The organism is Pelomonas sp. BJYL3 (genome assembly GCF_027257975.1).
Taxonomy (GTDB): domain Bacteria; phylum Pseudomonadota; class Gammaproteobacteria; order Burkholderiales; family Burkholderiaceae_C; genus Roseateles_B; species Roseateles_B flavus.
On record NZ_JANZKX010000001.1, the window covers coordinates 1,025,684 to 1,040,363 of the forward strand.

The following is a 14,680-nucleotide window of genomic DNA, read 5'->3' on the forward strand; positions in this document are numbered from 1 at the left end:
GGCTCAGTGCTTGAGCCCGTCGAGCACCTTGAGCACGGCGTCGTCGCCCATGTTGCGGGCATCGGCCAGCTCGCCACCGCTGGTGGCGCTGAGCACCTGCCCGTCGCGGCCCAGCACGGCCACCGCGGGGATGCCCTTCTTCAGCGGCACGCCCATCTGGGCCGCCAGGTCGGTGTTCTTGTCGAAGCGACCGACATTGACCTTGAGCACCACGAAGCGCTTGGCCACCGGCCCGGCCAGCGTGCCGCCGGAGAACTTGCGATCCAGAGCCATGCAATCCCCGCACCAGTTGGCGCCGAAGACCACCAGCACATTGCGCTGCTGGGCATTCGCCTGCGCCAGGGCCTGGTTGAGGTCGGCACGGGCATCGGCCTGCTCGTTGTAGACCTGCGGCTTGGGCGCGTCCTCGGCCAGGGCGGGGACCAGGGCGGCTGCCAGGCCCAGGGCCAGCGCCGTGCTGCGGAAGAAGGTGGCGACGGTGTTCATGGGGCGCAGTGTGCCGCAAGTCATTTCACCCTGCCGGAATGCATGCCGGTCCGGCCCTGGCGGGATCCTGATGCGAGATCATGTACAAAGCAGGGTTTTCAACTTCGTGCCCATCATGGCCTCAACCCTTCTCGCCCTGCTCGACGACATCGCCACCCTGCTGGACGACGTCGCCGTCCTCTCCAAGGCTGCCGCCCAGAAGACCACGGGGGTGCTGGGGGATGACCTCGCGCTCAACGCGCAGCAGGTCAGCGGCATCCGCGCCGAGCGCGAGCTGCCGGTGGTGTGGGCCGTCGCCAAGGGCTCGCTGCGCAACAAGGCCATCCTCGTGCCGGCCGCGCTGGCCATCAGCGCTTTCGTGCCCTGGATCGTCACGCCCCTGCTGATGCTGGGTGGCGCCTACCTGTGCTTCGAGGGCGTCGAGAAGCTGGCGCACAAGTTCCTCCACAAGGCCGAGGAGGAGGCCGAGCATGCCCAGCAGGTCCAGGCCCTCAGCGACCCGGCCGTGGACCTGGTCGCCTTCGAGCAGGACAAGATCAAGGGGGCGATCCGCACCGACTTCATCCTGTCCGCCGAGATCATCGTCATCACCCTGGGCCTGGTCGCCGGCTCGTCGCTGACCACGCAGGTTCTGGTGCTCAGCGGCATCGCGGTGCTGATGACGGTGGGCGTCTACGGCCTCGTGGGGGCCATCGTGAAGCTGGACGACCTGGGCCTCTACCTCAGCCGCAAGGCCGAGTCGTGGAAGCAGTCGCTGGGCGGCCTGCTGCTGGTGGCTGCGCCGCGCCTGATGAAGACCCTGGCCGTGGTCGGCACCGCCGCCATGTTCATGGTCGGTGGCGGCATCCTGGTGCATGGCATGCCGCCGGTGCACCATGCCATCGCTCACCTGGCGCAATCCGTGCCCGGCGCTCCTGTGCTGCCCTGGCTGGTCGCGACCCTGGGCGATGTGCTGGTGGGCATTGCCTGCGGCGCCGCGGTGCTGGCCGTGGTCGAGGGCTTCGGCAAGCTGCGCGGCCGCTGATCAGATGGCGTCGCGCTGGTAGGGCGGCAGGGGCGCGCCGCAGTCGCGGCAGTAGCGCGCCTCGGCCAGATGGCCTTCGCTGAGGCATTGCGGGCAGCTGCGGGTGGTGGGCGTGCCGCTGCGACGCTGGGCCGTCATCTCGGCCGTCACGATGCCCGTGGGCACGGCCAGCACGCCCCAGCCCAGCAGCATCATGGCCGAGGCGATCAGGCGGCCCAGGTCCGTCTTGGGCGTGATGTCGCCGAAGCCCACCGTGGTCATGGTGGTCACGGCCCAGTACATGGCGGTGGGGATGTTGACGAAGCCATGGGCCGGCCCCTCGACCACATACATCACCGTCCCCATGATCAGCACGGCCATGATCACCACCGACAGGAAGACCAGGATCTTGCGCGCACTGGCCTGCAGCGCGCTGCCCAGACTGCGGAACTCGTGCAGGTAGGCGCTGAGCTTGAAGATGCGGAAGATGCGCAGCAGGCGCAGCACGCGAACGTCCACCAGGGCATAGGCCCCGGGCAGGAACAGCGCCAGGTAGGTGGGCAGCACCGCCAGCAGATCGACGACTCCATAGAAGCTGCGCACATAGCGCCAGGGCTGCGGCACGCAGGCCACGCGCAGCAGGTACTCGACGGTGAACAGCGCGGTGAAGAAATACTCGGCGACGTCGAAGGCACGGCCATGGCGCAGGCGCCAGTCGGCGACGCTCTCGGCGATCACCAGGGCCACGCTCAGCAGCACGGCCACGACCAGGGCCACGTCGAAGGCCTTGCCGGCGCGCGTGTCCGCCTCGAAGATGATGGTGTAGCAGCGGGCCCGCCAGCCGCTCAGCGCGGCGGGGCCTTGGGCAGGGGCTGGATGCGTCATCCCGCCAGCCTAGCATCCGCCGCTGCGCCGCGACGAGGGACAATCAAGGCATGAAGACACACACCATCGAAGTCCAGAAGTTCAAGGCCGCCGGCAATGCGCACGGCCTGATCATGCTCAAGGTGGACGCATTGGTCGCTCCCAAGGCCAATGTGGAGGGCATCGAGCCCAGCTCCATCCTGAGCATGACCGAAGCCAATGCCCGCGTGCTGATGTCGCTGCTGAAGGCTCAGATCGCCGAGCTGGACACCAAGAAACCCAAGAGCCGGCACGGCCGCCACGGCTGAGCCCTCACTGAAGCCCCACCATGGAATATCCCAGCTACAACCCCGCCTCCGACTACCTGCCGCTCAGCGACGAGGAGCTGTCGACCCTCGACGACATGCTGAGCAAGCTGTCCAGCGACGCCGCGATGAACATCGAGGCCCTGGACGGCTACCTGACCGCCCTGCTGCTGAGCCCGCAGCCCCTGGCCGGCCTGCCCGGCGCGGCCTGGCTGCCCGAGGTCTGGGGCGGCGATGGCGCCGATGGCATCGCCCCCTTCGTCAGCGGCAAGCAGAAGAAGCGCGTGATGATGCTGGTGCTGCGCCACGTGCACAGCATTGCCGTGCAGCTCAAGAACCGGCCCGACGCCTGGGAGCCGATCTTCAGCATTGCCGTCGATGAGGACGGCACCGAGCTGACCGACGCCGAGGACTGGTGCATCGGCTTCATGCTGGGCGTGGACCTGGCCGCCGACGACTGGGCCACGCGCTTCGAGGACGAGACCCAGGGCGCCCTGCTCTCCCCCATCGCCCTGCTGGGCGGCGACGAGAGCCAGCAGGACCCGCAAGACCTGGCACAGCTGGCCAATGCCCAGCTCAAGGATGCCCTCAGCCGCGAGATCCCCGACGCCGTGCTGGCCCTGGCCGGGCACGGTGGGAACGGCTGACACAGCCCTCGTGCCCATGAAAAAAGGCGACCCGCGGGTCGCCTTTCTCTTGGCCGGGACCGCTTACTGCGCGCGGCCCAGGTGCTGCAGCCAGAAGGCCTCGTACTTGCGATGCCAGCCGGCGGTCTTCACCACGCCGCCCATGCCGTGCTCGCCGTCCGGGTCCAGGAAGAGCTCGACCAGCGACTCCTTGCCCGAGCCCAGCAATGCGCGGTAGACGTTGACCGTGTCCTGGTAGAGCACGTTCGGATCCATCATGCCGTGCACCAGCATCAGCGGCTTGCGCAGGCCACGGGCCATGGGCAGCAGCGAGTACTTGCGCAGCACGGGCTTGCTGCGGTCCACCTTGCCGATGGTGCGGCCGCTGTACCAGCTGTTGTAGTTCTCCCATTCGGTGGGGCCGGCACCGGCGATGCCGGCGGCGAACACATCGGGCTGGGTGTACATCGTGTACTGCGTCTGGAAGCCGCCGAAGCTCCAGCCATTGAGGCCGATGCGCTGGGCGTCCACGCCGAAGTTGGCCTTCATGTGGGCGACCAGGTCCAGCAGGTCCTCGGTCTGGGGCAGGCCGACCTGCTCCCAGTTGGCGTCGGCAAAGCGGCGGCCGTAGTTGGAGTGACCGCGGGTGTCGATGGACACCGTCACATAGCCATGCTTGGCCGCCATGTACATGCCGAACATGTAGCCGGTGGGCTGGAAGCTGTCGGTCTCGATGGTGTGGCGGTCGTTGAGCGGGCCCCCGTAGACATAGACCACGGCCGGGCGGCGGTCGCTGGCCTGCCAGCCCTTGGGCTTGAAGACGTAGGCGCTGAGCACGTCGCCATGGCGGTTCTTGAAGCTGAAGCGCTCGGGGCGCAGCACGTGCACGGCGTCGAAGGCCGGGTCATAGCTCTGCGTCAGCACCTTGGGCGCCCGGGCCTCGCCCTGGCCCGCGATCAGCTTGAGCTCGGGGCGCTGCGACCAGTGCCCGGCGTTGGCCGCCAGCCAGCGCCCGTCGTCGGAGACCACGGCATTGCGGTGGTAGTCGGGCGACTGGCCCAGGGCCTGCATGTGGCCCGTGGCCATGTCCACGCGCCAGAGGTTCATGGCGGCAAGGTCGTCCCGGTTGCTGGCCACGAACATCTGCTTGCTGTCAGGCGTGAAGCCCAGCACGCGGTGGGCCTCGAACTCACCCTGCACCAGGCGCTTGAGCCGCTTGCTGGCGAGCTCGTAGGCATAGGGCTGGCGCCAGTCGTGGTCGGCCAGGACCAGGACCAGGGTCTTGCCGTCCGGCGTGAAGTCCGGGGCCATGACGTTGACCAGCTCGTGGTGCACATCGCCGCGGCGCTCCAGGATCATCTCGGGCTTGGCGCTCTCGTCGGCCTTGCCCAGGTAGACGCGCAGCAGCTCCTTCTCGCGCTCGAAGGTCACGAAGGCGTAGTGACTGCCGTCGCGAGCCCAGGCCACGGGGCTCATCTCGAACCAGACGTCACCGCCCTTGTGGGTGAACACCGGCTGCGGCTGGGCCGTGGGCGCTGCGCCCTCGGCCGCGACCTTGCGGATGTACAGCGCCAGCGGCTGCTCCATGCGCTTGTCGTCCGAGACCTCGCGCTCGACCTTCTTGGCCGTGGCGAAGCGGGTGTTGTAGTCCATGATCTCGACCATGCGGCCGGGCTTGGGCGCCGGGCCCTTGCCGTCGGCGGCCGTCAGCGGCGCCTGGGCCAGCAGGGACATCCAGCGGCCGTTCTCGCTCAGGCGGGTGTCGCTGATGCGGTACTTCTTCTCGGCGTCATCGTCATGGATCAGCTCGCGGTTGAGCACCTGCACGCCGGCGGCGTTGAAGCGGCTGCGCAGCACGCGGGTCTCGTCCTGGTAGATGAAGCCCTGGTCGTCAGGCGTGTAGGCCACCATGCGCAGCGAGCGCTGCGTGCCCAGCAGGGGCTGGACCTTGCCGTCCGCGGCCTGCCAGCGGAACAGACTGCCGCGGTACTGGAAGACCAGCTCCTCGCGATGGTTGGCCCAGACCACCTGGCTGACGCCGGGGTAGAGGTCGCCCGGCTTTAGCTTGTTCTTGGCTTCCTTCTTCTTCAGCTCGTCGCGCAGCTCCCAGAGTTCCTTGTCCTTGTCCTTGTCCTTTTCGGCGGACTTCGCGGCGGCGCTGGCCGCCGAGGCTGCCGGAGTCGCCGCATCGGCCACGGGCTTGCCGCTGCGCTTCGCGGCCAGTGCCTCAGCGGCTTTCTTCTCGGCCTCGGCCTCGGCCTTGTCGGCGGCCTTCTCGGCTTCGTCCTTCGCCTTCTTCTCGGCCAGCTCCTTCTTCAGCTGCTCCAGGGCGCGGGCCTCGAACTGGCCCAGGTCCACGTTCTCGCCGCGCAGATAGGCCTGCTGCAGTTCCTCGCGCTGCTGGCGCTCGTTCCACTCGGTCTGGCGCTGCTGGGCCTTGCGGGCGAAGCGGGCCAGGTCTTCCGGCGCCTCGAAGGCGGCCATGGCGGCCGGCGAGGTCACGCGCAGGGTCTTGCCGGTCTGGGTGTCGTGGATGTAGAGGTCGGTCCCCGGCTCGCCGAAGGGGTTCCACAGATAGGCCAGGTAGCGGCCACTGTGGCTGAACTGGAGCTCGCGCGCCGATTCACCACGGTAGGGCTGGGCGCGGAACAGGCTTTCCAGGCTCAGGGAGGGGGCGGCCACAGGGGTGGTGGCGGTGGCGGCCTGCGTCTGCAGGCTGGTCGCGGCGGCACTGAGGGCCAGCGCAATGGCGCAGGCGACCGAGGCGGGTTTCCAGGCTTTCAAAGGGGATCTCCTCAACGCCTCCGGGCTCTGGAGGCGGCGGGATTCTAGGGAGCGGGACCGGGCTTGGATCAGCCCCGGCAGGGCTGATGCGCTGGACGACGGAATCGAGCCCCCCAAGTGCGGAGCAACAGGGCGGTAAACGCCGGGAATGCGCAGAAATACGGGTTTTGTTCGAAGCCATGATGACAGGGGCTGCGCTACCATCGAAGCACCGATGCGCCAGGGTCAAGCCTTGCGCGAGGCAACCGGGGGCCCATCGTGGCTGTCACGCTCCAGAAGATCATCGCTGCGTTCGGACTGCTCTGCGTGCTGTGGATGGCCGCGCACATGATGCTCGGCGCCCGCCAGCGACAGGCCCTGGAACGCTGGCCCCGCGCCAGCTGGCGCTGGCTGCAGCGCTACTTCCTGTGGCGCTTCAACACCCGCGAACGCCGCCGCCTGGCCCGCGAGGAAGCCCTGGGCGCCATCCAGCGCGCGAAGCGGGCCGCCAATGACGATGGCCTCTGGGAAGGCAACGTCTACCGGCCCAAGAAATTCGAGAAGCCGAACAAGCCGCACTGAAGGCGGCCGGCGTCACAGCAGGCGGTCCACGGCCTGCAGGCCCTCCAGCGCGCCGCAGGCCAGGCCGACATCCAGCCGGCCGGGCACCTGCCACTCGCGGGGGTTGATGCGCAGCAGCCGTCCTTTCAGCCGCTGCAGCACATGCTGGCTGAACATCCGTACCGAGGGCACCGCCGTACCGGCGCCCAGCTCGATCACCAGCGGCCGGCGCGCCGCCGCCAGCTGCGGGGCCACGCGATGGGCCTGCGCGCGCTCGCGGGTGTCCACCCAGGCCTCGTCGCCGAACATCAGCACATTGGGCCGGGCCAGCGCGCCACAGTGCGGGCACAGGGGCCAGGTGTTGCGCAGCTCGCAGCGCTCCTCGTCGACATCGGGCAGGAAGTCGTCCGCCGACCAGACCGAATCCCCGCACGGCCGGCTGCACTGCAGGTGGCGCAGCGAGCCGTGGCATTCCCAGACCTGCGCCTCGTCGACACCCGCCTGCTGGAACTGCCCGTCCACATTGCTGGTGTAGACCACGCCGCCCAGATCGGTCCGCGCCATCCAGCGCTGCAGCAGGGCGAAGCCCTCGTGCGGGACCGTGCGCCGGTACAGCGCCAGGCGATGGCCATAAAAGCCCCAGGCCTGGCGCGGCGCTTCGCTGAAGCGCGCCGGGTTGGCGGCTTCGTAGAAATCGATGCCGCTGCGCGCCAGGGCCGGGTAGGCCTGCCAGAAGCCCTCGCGTCCGCGGAAGTCCGGCAGGCCGGAGTCCACGCCCATGCCGGCGCCGGCGGCGACGACGATCAGGTCGGCCTGCTCGACCAGCTCGGCCGCGTGCTGCAGCAGCGCAGGCTCAAGCACGCTGGAGCACCGGCGCCAGCGCGCGGCCCGTGTGGCTGCCGGAGGCCACCACCGCTTCGGGCGTGCCCGCCACCACGACGCGGCCGCCGCCCGTGCCGCCCTCGGGGCCCAGGTCCAGGATCCAGTCGGCCTCGGCGATCACGTCGAGGTCGTGCTCGATCACCACCACCGAATGCCCGCCCGCCACCAGACGGTGCAGCACGCGGATCAGCTTTTCGACGTCGGCCATGTGCAGGCCCACGGTGGGCTCGTCCAGCACGTACAGCGTGTGCGGCGCCTTCTGGCCGCGCCGCGTGACGTCGTCCCGCACCTTGACCAGCTCGCTGACCAGCTTGATGCGCTGCGCCTCGCCGCCCGACAACGTGGGGCTGGGCTGACCCAGCGTGAGATAGCCCAGGCCCACGTCCTGCAGCAGCTTCAGCGGATGGGCGATGGAGGGCATGGCCGCGAAGAACTCCACAGCCTCGTCCACCTCCATGGCCAGCACGTCGCCGATGCTCTTGCCGCGCCAGCTCACGCCCAGGGTCTCCGGGTTGAAGCGCTGGCCGTGGCATTGGTCGCACAGCACCTTCACATCCGGCAGGAAGCTCATCTCGATGGTCTTCATGCCCTGCCCCTCGCAGCCGGGGCAGCGGCCCTCGCCGGTGTTGAAGCTGAAGCGGCCGGCAGCATAGCCGCGCGCCTTGGACTCCAGGGTCTCGGCGAAGAGCTTGCGGATGGCGTCCCAGAAGCCGATATAGGTGGCCGGGCAGGAGCGCGGGGTCTTGCCGATGGGGGTCTGGTCGACCTCCAGCACGCGGTCCACCTGCTCGTGCCCCGTGACCGACTCGCAGCCGATCCAGCGCGAGGGCGACTTGCGCAGCGGCACAGCCATGGCCATATTGGCCAGCAGCACGTCGCGCGCCAGCGTGGACTTGCCCGAGCCCGAGACCCCCGTCACTGCGACCAGGCGCTGCAGCGGCACGTCCACCGTCACGCCCTGCAGATTGTGCAGGGTCGCGCCCTGCACCACCAGCTTGGGGCCCTCGCCCGTCCAGGGGCGACGCTCCTGCAGCGGGTGGCGCAGGGGATGAGCCAGGAAGCGGCCCGTCAGCGAATCCGCATGCTGCGCCAGCTCGGCCGCCGTGCCCTGGGCGATCACGCGGCCACCGCGCTTGCCGGCGCCCGGGCCGATGTCGATGATGTGGTCGGCGCGGCGGATGGTGTCCTCGTCATGCTCGACCACGACCAGGGTGTTGCCCTTGTCGCCCAGCGTGGCCAGGGCGTCGAGCAGGATCTGGTTGTCCCGCGGGTGCAGGCCGATGGTGGGCTCGTCCAGCACATAGCAGACGCCCTGCAGATGGCTGCCCAGCTGGGCCGCCAGCCGGATGCGCTGCGCCTCGCCGCCGGACAGCGTGGGCGCCGCGCGCTCCAGCGTGAGGTAGCCCAGGCCCACCTGCTCCAGGAACTCCAGGCGGCCGCGGATCTCGCTGACCACGTCGCGGGCGATCTCGGCATCACGCCCGCTCAGGGCAAGACCTGACACCCATTCGCGCGCCTGGCTGACGCTCCAGCTGGCGACCGCCGCAATGCCCTCGCCCTCGAAGGTGACGGCCCGCGCGGTGGGGTTCAGGCGGGCGCCGTGGCAGTCGGGGCAGGCCTCGTCGGCCAGGCCCTCGACCTCCACCTCGGCGTTGAAGCTCTGCTCGCGGCCGCGGTTGTCCTTGTCCTGCTGGGAGTCGTCCAGCAGCTTGCGCTGCTCCTTGCTCAGCGCCAGGCCCGTGCCCACGCAGCTGCTGCACCAGCCGTGCTTGGAGTTGTAGCTGAACAGGCGCGGGTCGAGCTCGGGATAGCTCTCGCCGCAGGTGGGGCAGGCGCGCTTGGTGGAGAACACGCGCACCGCGCCCAGGCCGGCCGTGGAGCTGCCGCTCTTCAACGCGGCCTCCAGCCCGTCCAGCGGGCTCAGCACATGCAGCACGCCCTTGCCGTGATCCAGCGCCTTGAGCAGCAGCTCGCGCAGCGCGCCTTCCTTCTCCGGCGAAACGACGAGATCACCCACCGGCAGCTCCAGCGTGTGCTCCTTGAAGCGGTCCAGCTTGGGCCAGGGCGCCACGGGCAGGAACTCGCCGTCCACGCGCAGATGGCTGTGGCCGCGGCCCTTGGCCCATTTGGCGAGGTCGGTGTAGAGGCCCTTGCGGTTCATCACCAGGGGCGCCAGCAGGCCGATGTGCTGGCCGCGGTAGTCCCGCATCAGCTGCGCGAGGATGGACTCCACGCTCTGCGGCTTCACCGGCGTGCCGTCATGGCGGCAGTGCTGCACGCCCAGCTTCACGTAGAGCAGGCGCAGGAAGTGCCAGACCTCGGTGGTGGTGGCCACCGTGCTCTTGCGGCCGCCGCGCGAGAGGCGCTGCTCGATGGCCACCGTGGGCGGGATGCCCCACACCGCGTCCACCTCCGGCCGCCCTGCCGGCTGCACGATGGAGCGCGCATAGGCATTGAGCGATTCGAGGTAGCGGCGCTGGCCCTCGTTGAAGAGGATGTCGAAGGCCAGGGTGGACTTGCCCGAGCCCGAGACGCCGGTGATCACATTGAACTTGCCACGCGGGATGGCCACGTCGACCGACTTCAGGTTGTGCTCGCGCGCGTTGACGATGCGGATGGCCTCCTCGGCCTGTGCACGCCGGGCACGCACCACGCTCTGCAGCGGGCGGCCCTCCTCCACCTTCATGGCCGGGCGGTCCATGTGCAGCGCGTACTCGCGCAGGGCCTCGGCGGTGTGCGACGTCGGGTGCTCGCGCACCTCCTCGGGCGTGCCCTGGCAGACGAGCAGGCCGCCGTCCTCGCCGCCCTCGGGGCCCAGGTCGATCAGCCAGTCGGCCGCGCGGATGACGTCGAGGTTGTGCTCGATCAGGATCAGCGAATGCCCGGCGCTCAGCAGCTTGCGCAGGGCGCGCATGAGCTTGGCGATGTCGTCGAAGTGCAGGCCGGTGGTGGGCTCGTCGAAGAGGAAGAGCGTGCCCTTCTTCGCGACCGCCTGGCGGCTCTTGCTGGCGCTGGTGGCTGCCTCGGCCAGGAAGCCGGCCAGCTTCAGGCGCTGGGCCTCGCCGCCGGACAGCGTGGGCACGGGCTGGCCCAGGCGCACGTATTCCAGGCCCACGTCGAGGATGGGCTGCAGCTTGAGCAGCACCTCGCGGTCGTAGCGGAACTGGTGCACGGCCTCGCTGACCGTGAGCTCCAGCACCTCGGAAACCGACAGCTCGCGCTCATCACGAATGATCTTCACGTCGAGGATCTCGGCACGGAAGCGGCGGCCGTCGCAGTCCGGGCAGCGCAGGTAGACGTCGGAGAGGAACTGCATCTCGACGTGCTCGAAGCCCGAGCCGCCGCAGGTGGGGCAGCGGCCGTCGCCCGCGTTGAAGCTGAACATGCCCGGACCGTAGCTGCGCTCCTGGGCCATGGGCGTGGCGGCGAAGAGCTTGCGGATCTCGTCGAAGGCGCCCACATAGCTGGCCGGGTTGGAGCGCGCCGTCTTGCCGATGGGGGACTGGTCCACGAAGACCGCGTCAGCCAGCCAGTCCGCGCCCAGCAGGCGGTCATGCGCGCCCGGCGCCTCGGTGGCCTGGCCGAAGTGGCGGGCCAGCGCGGGGTAGAGCACGTCCTGCATCAGCGTGCTCTTGCCCGAGCCCGAGACGCCGGTGACCACCACCATGCGCTGCAGCGGGAACTCCACGCTGACGTTCTTCAGGTTGTGCTCGCGCGCGCCCTCGAGGATGAGCCGCGGCGTCGAAGCATCGACCAGGCGCTTGAGCCCCATGCCCACCTGCTTGCGCGCGCCCAGGTAGGCGCCGGTGAGCGTGTCGGCCGAGCGGATGGCCTCGGGCGTGCCGTCGAAGACGATGCTGCCGCCCTTCTCGCCGGGGCCCGGGCCCATGTCGATGAGGCGGTCGGCGGCCAGCATCACGGCGGGGTCGTGCTCGACCACCACCAGCGTGTTGCCCGCGTCGCGCAGGCGGTGCATGGCCTGCACGATGCGGTTCATGTCCCGCGGGTGCAGGCCGATGCTGGGCTCGTCCAGCACGAACAGCGTGTTGACCAGGGAGGTGCCCAGGGCCGTGGTGAGGTTGATGCGCTGCACCTCGCCGCCGGAGAGCGTGCGGCTCTGGCGGTCCAGGGTGAGGTAGCCCAGGCCCACGTCGCAGAGGTACTTGAGGCGGTTGCGGATCTCCTCCAGCAGCAGCTTCAGGGCCTCGTCCAGCATCGTGGAAGGCAGCTGCAGCTCGTCCATGAAGCGGCGCAGGCGGTGCATGGGCAGCTGCATCAGGTCATGCAGGTGCAGGCCGGGCAGGGACTCCAGCTGCGCGCGGCTCCAGGCCGTGCCGCTGGGCAGGAAGCGCTGCTCGCGCGGCAGGGCGGCATCCGCCAGCGCGGCCGAGCCCACGCGCCACAGCAGGGCCTCGGTCTTGAGGCGCGCGCCGCGGCAGTCCGGGCATTCGGTGTAGCTGCGGTACTTGGACAAGAGCACGCGGATGTGCATCTTGTAGGCCTTGCTCTCCAGGTACTCGAAGAAGCGGTGCACGCCGTACCACTGCTGGTTCCACTTGCCCTTCCAGTTGGGCGAGCCGTTGATGACCCAGTCCTTCTGCGCGGGTGTGAGCTGGCTCCAGGCGGTGTCGCGCGGGATGCCGGCATCGCCCGCATGACGCATGAGGTCGTCCTGGCACTCGGCCCAGGCCGGCGTCTGCAGGGGCTTGATGGCGCCGGCGCGCAGGGTCTTCTTGTCATCGGGGATGACCAGGCCCAGGTCCACGCCGATCACGCGGCCGAAGCCCCGGCAGGTCTCGCAGGCGCCCATGGCCGAGTTGAAGGAGAACAGCGCGGGCTGCGGGTCCTGGTAGCGCAGGTCGCTGTCCGGGCAGTGCAGGCCGGTGGAGTAGCGCCAGATCTCCGGCGCCTGCTCCTCGCTGCCACCCGCATAGACATTGAGACGGCCGCTGCCGCGCTTCAAGGCCAGCTCGATGGCCTCCATGGCGCGCTGGGTGTCGACGCCCTGCATGCGGAAGCGGTCCGCGACCACATCGAGCACCTTGCGATCCCCGAGCTCGCGCTCCGCCTGCACGCGCGTGAAGCCGCTGGCGGCCAGCCACTGCTGCACCTGCTCGGCGCTGGTGTTGGCCGGCAGCTCGACCGGGAAGGTCAGCACCAGGCGGGGATCATCGGCCAGCGTGCGGGCCTTGAGCTCCGCGAAGATGGTCTGGGCCGTGTCATGGCGCACCGGCTGCGCGGTCTGGCGGTCATAGAGCTGTGCCGCGCGTGCGAACAGGAGCTTCAGGTGGTCATTCAGCTCCGTCATCGTGCCGACCGTGGAGCGCGAGGTGCGCACCGGGTTGGTCTGGTCGATGGCGATGGCGGGCGGCACACCCTCGACCTTGTCCACCGCCGGCCGGTCCATGCGGTCCAGGAACTGGCGCGCATAAGCTGAGAACGTTTCCACGTAACGCCGCTGGCCCTCGGCATAGAGGGTGTCGAAGACCAGGCTGGACTTGCCCGAACCGCTGGGGCCCGTCACCACCGTCAGCTCGTGCGTGGCGATGTCCAGATCGAGGTTCTTGAGGTTGTGCTGGCGGGCACCGCGAATCTTGATATGACCGTCGGACATCGTGGCGGGTCTCTGACTGAAGGAGGCGGTCATTCTAGGGAGCGCGATGACATGAATCTGTCAGCAGACGGCGAAGGCCCTGATGGCGCATCCGGCTCCCCCTTCCGGGAGCAATGGATTGCGGTGTATCAAGACCTGGCCCCGTATCGGCCTGTTCAGGAACGTAAATGAAAGCGGCGGGCATTGCGCCGCCGCGAATCCGGGTGCAACATCACGCCCCGAACGAGCCGCAAATCAAGAATGCGGGTTAACCCGTGGCTTGTTCACCTGCTGGTGCGGGGATGTCCATCCTGCCCCCTCAGGGAGGTGCCGACGCGTTGGGCGGCACACGGAAGTCCGGCTCCAGGGCCAGGGGCTCCGCCAGGCACAGCGCGAGGCGAATGGATCTTGGCCAACAGCAGGTGGGCAGTTCATGATGACAACGGGCACGAACAGTATTTCCATGGGCGCCATCGGGGCGGCAGCCGCAAGGGCGCAAGTGCTGCTGGTCGAGGACAACCCCATCAACCAGGTCGTGGCCCTGGAGTTCCTGTCCCTCATGGGCCTGCGCAGCCGCCTGGCCAGCAACGGCCTGGAGGCCGTCGACGCCTGCATGCAGGCCGCCCCCGACCTGGTGCTGATGGACATCCAGATGCCCGGCATGGACGGCCTGGAATGCGCCCGCCGCCTGCGCGAGCTGCAGGCACGCGCCGAGCTGCCGCATTTCCCCATCCTCGCCCTGACCGCCCATGCCCTGGAGAGTGACGTGAAGGCCAGCCTGGCCGCCGGCATGGACGAGCACCTCACCAAGCCCCTGGACTTCACCGCCCTTCGCGGCCGTCTGGACCACTGGCTGGGCCGCCTGCCCGCGCAGTAAGCGCTTCGTCGCGATTCCCCTGCGCCTGCCCCTGGGCTCGCCATAATGCGCGGCCAAGGAGAGGCCATGATCGAGATTCCCAAGCTGAGCAAGCCCGCGGGCGAGGACAAGGCGCCGCGCTGGTTCCACGTGGCCGTGGCCCTGAGCATGCTGCTGAGCGCGGGCGCCGCGCTGGTGTCGGCGCTCAAGACCAGCGCCACCATGCAGGCCCTGGTCGAGCAGAACGCGCGCCTGGTGAAGGCGGGGTCCACCCCCATCCTGCAGTTCTATGCCGCCAACATCAATGCGAGCGACAAGTCGGAGATCCAGCTCGCCGTGGAGAACGCCGGCACCGGCCCGGCGCGCGTGGTCTGGCTGGAAATGCGCTACGACGGCAAGCCGCTCCAGAGCAGCCATGCCCTGCCCGTCGTGGTGGCGCGTGAGCACCGGTTGGAGGTCGACAAGAGCGCCCTGCTGCACACGCGCAGCGGCTCCCTGGCCGGCGACGTGCTGATGGCCGGCAAGCGCCAGATGATCTTCAGCTGGCGCGCCGAGGACGTCCACGACGAAGCCGTCAAGACGCTGTTCGAGACGGTGGACCGGGACCGCACCAAGCTGAGCCTCGCCGCCTGCTATTGCTCCGTCTTCGATGAATGCTGGGAGACCGACTTCGGCCCGGACCTCCCGAAGGCCGTGCAGCGCTGCGAGCGCCAGGGCCATGTGAGCGTCAACGGCGGCTGA

Annotated in this window: 11 protein-coding genes; 6 read left to right on the top strand and 5 right to left on the bottom strand. The window is 69.2% G+C overall.

Annotation, left to right across the window (positions count from 1 at the left end; all coding sequences use genetic code 11):
- Positions 1–3: 3 nt before the first annotated feature.
- On the bottom strand, positions 4–486 hold the full coding sequence (locus tag O9Y01_RS04570; protein WP_269630290.1) for a thioredoxin family protein: 483 nt from the start codon (positions 484–486) through the stop codon (positions 4–6).
- A gap of 115 nt (positions 487–601) precedes the next feature.
- Between O9Y01_RS04570 and O9Y01_RS04575 the strand changes: the two genes are divergently transcribed.
- The gene (locus O9Y01_RS04575; protein WP_269630292.1) at positions 602–1,510 is read left to right on the top strand and encodes a DUF808 domain-containing protein; all 909 of its coding nucleotides are present in this window, start codon (positions 602–604) and stop codon (positions 1,508–1,510) included.
- Here the strand turns inward: O9Y01_RS04575 and O9Y01_RS04580 are convergent, their stop codons facing one another.
- The gene (locus tag O9Y01_RS04580; RefSeq protein ID WP_269630293.1) at positions 1,511–2,374 is read right to left on the bottom strand and encodes an ion transporter; all 864 of its coding nucleotides are present in this window, start codon (positions 2,372–2,374) and stop codon (positions 1,511–1,513) included.
- A 50-nt stretch (positions 2,375–2,424) separates the two neighbouring features.
- Here O9Y01_RS04580 and O9Y01_RS04585 point away from each other — a divergent pair, with 50 nt between their 5' ends.
- On the top strand, positions 2,425–2,661 hold the full coding sequence (locus O9Y01_RS04585; RefSeq protein WP_269630294.1) for a hypothetical protein: 237 nt from the start codon (positions 2,425–2,427) through the stop codon (positions 2,659–2,661).
- Positions 2,662–2,681: 20 nt separating this feature from the next.
- Positions 2,682–3,305: a UPF0149 family protein gene (locus O9Y01_RS04590; protein ID WP_269630295.1), complete on the top strand. Its 624-nt coding sequence runs from the start codon at positions 2,682–2,684 to the stop codon at positions 3,303–3,305.
- Between the two features lie 63 nt (positions 3,306–3,368).
- Here the strand turns inward: O9Y01_RS04590 and O9Y01_RS04595 are convergent, their stop codons facing one another.
- A complete protein-coding gene (locus O9Y01_RS04595) occupies positions 3,369–6,068 on the bottom strand; it encodes a S9 family peptidase (protein ID WP_269630296.1) in 2,700 nt (899 codons plus the stop codon).
- A 258-nt stretch (positions 6,069–6,326) separates the two neighbouring features.
- Here O9Y01_RS04595 and O9Y01_RS04600 point away from each other — a divergent pair, with 258 nt between their 5' ends.
- Complete coding sequence (locus tag O9Y01_RS04600) at positions 6,327–6,629, top strand: hypothetical protein (RefSeq protein ID WP_269630297.1); 303 nt, start codon at positions 6,327–6,329, stop codon at positions 6,627–6,629.
- A gap of 12 nt (positions 6,630–6,641) precedes the next feature.
- Here O9Y01_RS04600 and O9Y01_RS04605 read toward each other — a convergent pair whose 3' ends face one another.
- Positions 6,642–7,469 carry an SIR2 family NAD-dependent protein deacylase gene (locus O9Y01_RS04605; protein ID WP_269630298.1) on the bottom strand — a complete coding sequence of 276 codons (828 nt, stop codon included), beginning with the start codon at positions 7,467–7,469 and terminating at the stop codon, positions 6,642–6,644.
- Positions 7,462–13,104, bottom strand: coding sequence for an excinuclease ABC subunit UvrA (gene uvrA / locus O9Y01_RS04610; protein ID WP_269630299.1), 5,643 nt, complete (start codon positions 13,102–13,104; stop codon positions 7,462–7,464). Before uvrA ends, O9Y01_RS04605 begins: the two co-directional genes overlap by 8 nt.
- 412 nt (positions 13,105–13,516) lie before the next feature.
- On the opposite strand from uvrA, the gene O9Y01_RS04615 reads away from it, so the two are divergent.
- Together O9Y01_RS04615 and O9Y01_RS04620 are read left to right on the top strand one after the other, a co-directional pair.
- A complete protein-coding gene (locus O9Y01_RS04615; protein ID WP_269630300.1) occupies positions 13,517–13,960 on the top strand; it encodes a response regulator in 444 nt (147 codons plus the stop codon).
- A 66-nt stretch (positions 13,961–14,026) separates the two neighbouring features.
- On the top strand, positions 14,027–14,680 hold the full coding sequence (locus tag O9Y01_RS04620; protein WP_269630301.1) for a hypothetical protein: 654 nt from the start codon (positions 14,027–14,029) through the stop codon (positions 14,678–14,680).

What these genes read in the sequence shown, in the direction of transcription:
- O9Y01_RS04615 (WP_269630300.1), top strand. Translation starts at nt 13,517, where the DNA reads ATGATGACAACGGGCACGAACAGTATTTCCATGGGCGCCATCGGGGCG.
- O9Y01_RS04580 (WP_269630293.1), bottom strand. Translation starts at nt 2,374, where the DNA reads ATGACGCATCCAGCCCCTGCCCAAGGCCCCGCCGCGCTGAGCGGCTGG.
- O9Y01_RS04620 (WP_269630301.1), top strand. Translation starts at nt 14,027, where the DNA reads ATGATCGAGATTCCCAAGCTGAGCAAGCCCGCGGGCGAGGACAAGGCG.
- uvrA (WP_269630299.1), bottom strand. Translation starts at nt 13,104, where the DNA reads ATGTCCGACGGTCATATCAAGATTCGCGGTGCCCGCCAGCACAACCTC.
- O9Y01_RS04585 (WP_269630294.1), top strand. Translation starts at nt 2,425, where the DNA reads ATGAAGACACACACCATCGAAGTCCAGAAGTTCAAGGCCGCCGGCAAT.
- O9Y01_RS04575 (WP_269630292.1), top strand. Translation starts at nt 602, where the DNA reads ATGGCCTCAACCCTTCTCGCCCTGCTCGACGACATCGCCACCCTGCTG.
- O9Y01_RS04570 (WP_269630290.1), bottom strand. Translation starts at nt 486, where the DNA reads ATGAACACCGTCGCCACCTTCTTCCGCAGCACGGCGCTGGCCCTGGGC.
- O9Y01_RS04590 (WP_269630295.1), top strand. Translation starts at nt 2,682, where the DNA reads ATGGAATATCCCAGCTACAACCCCGCCTCCGACTACCTGCCGCTCAGC.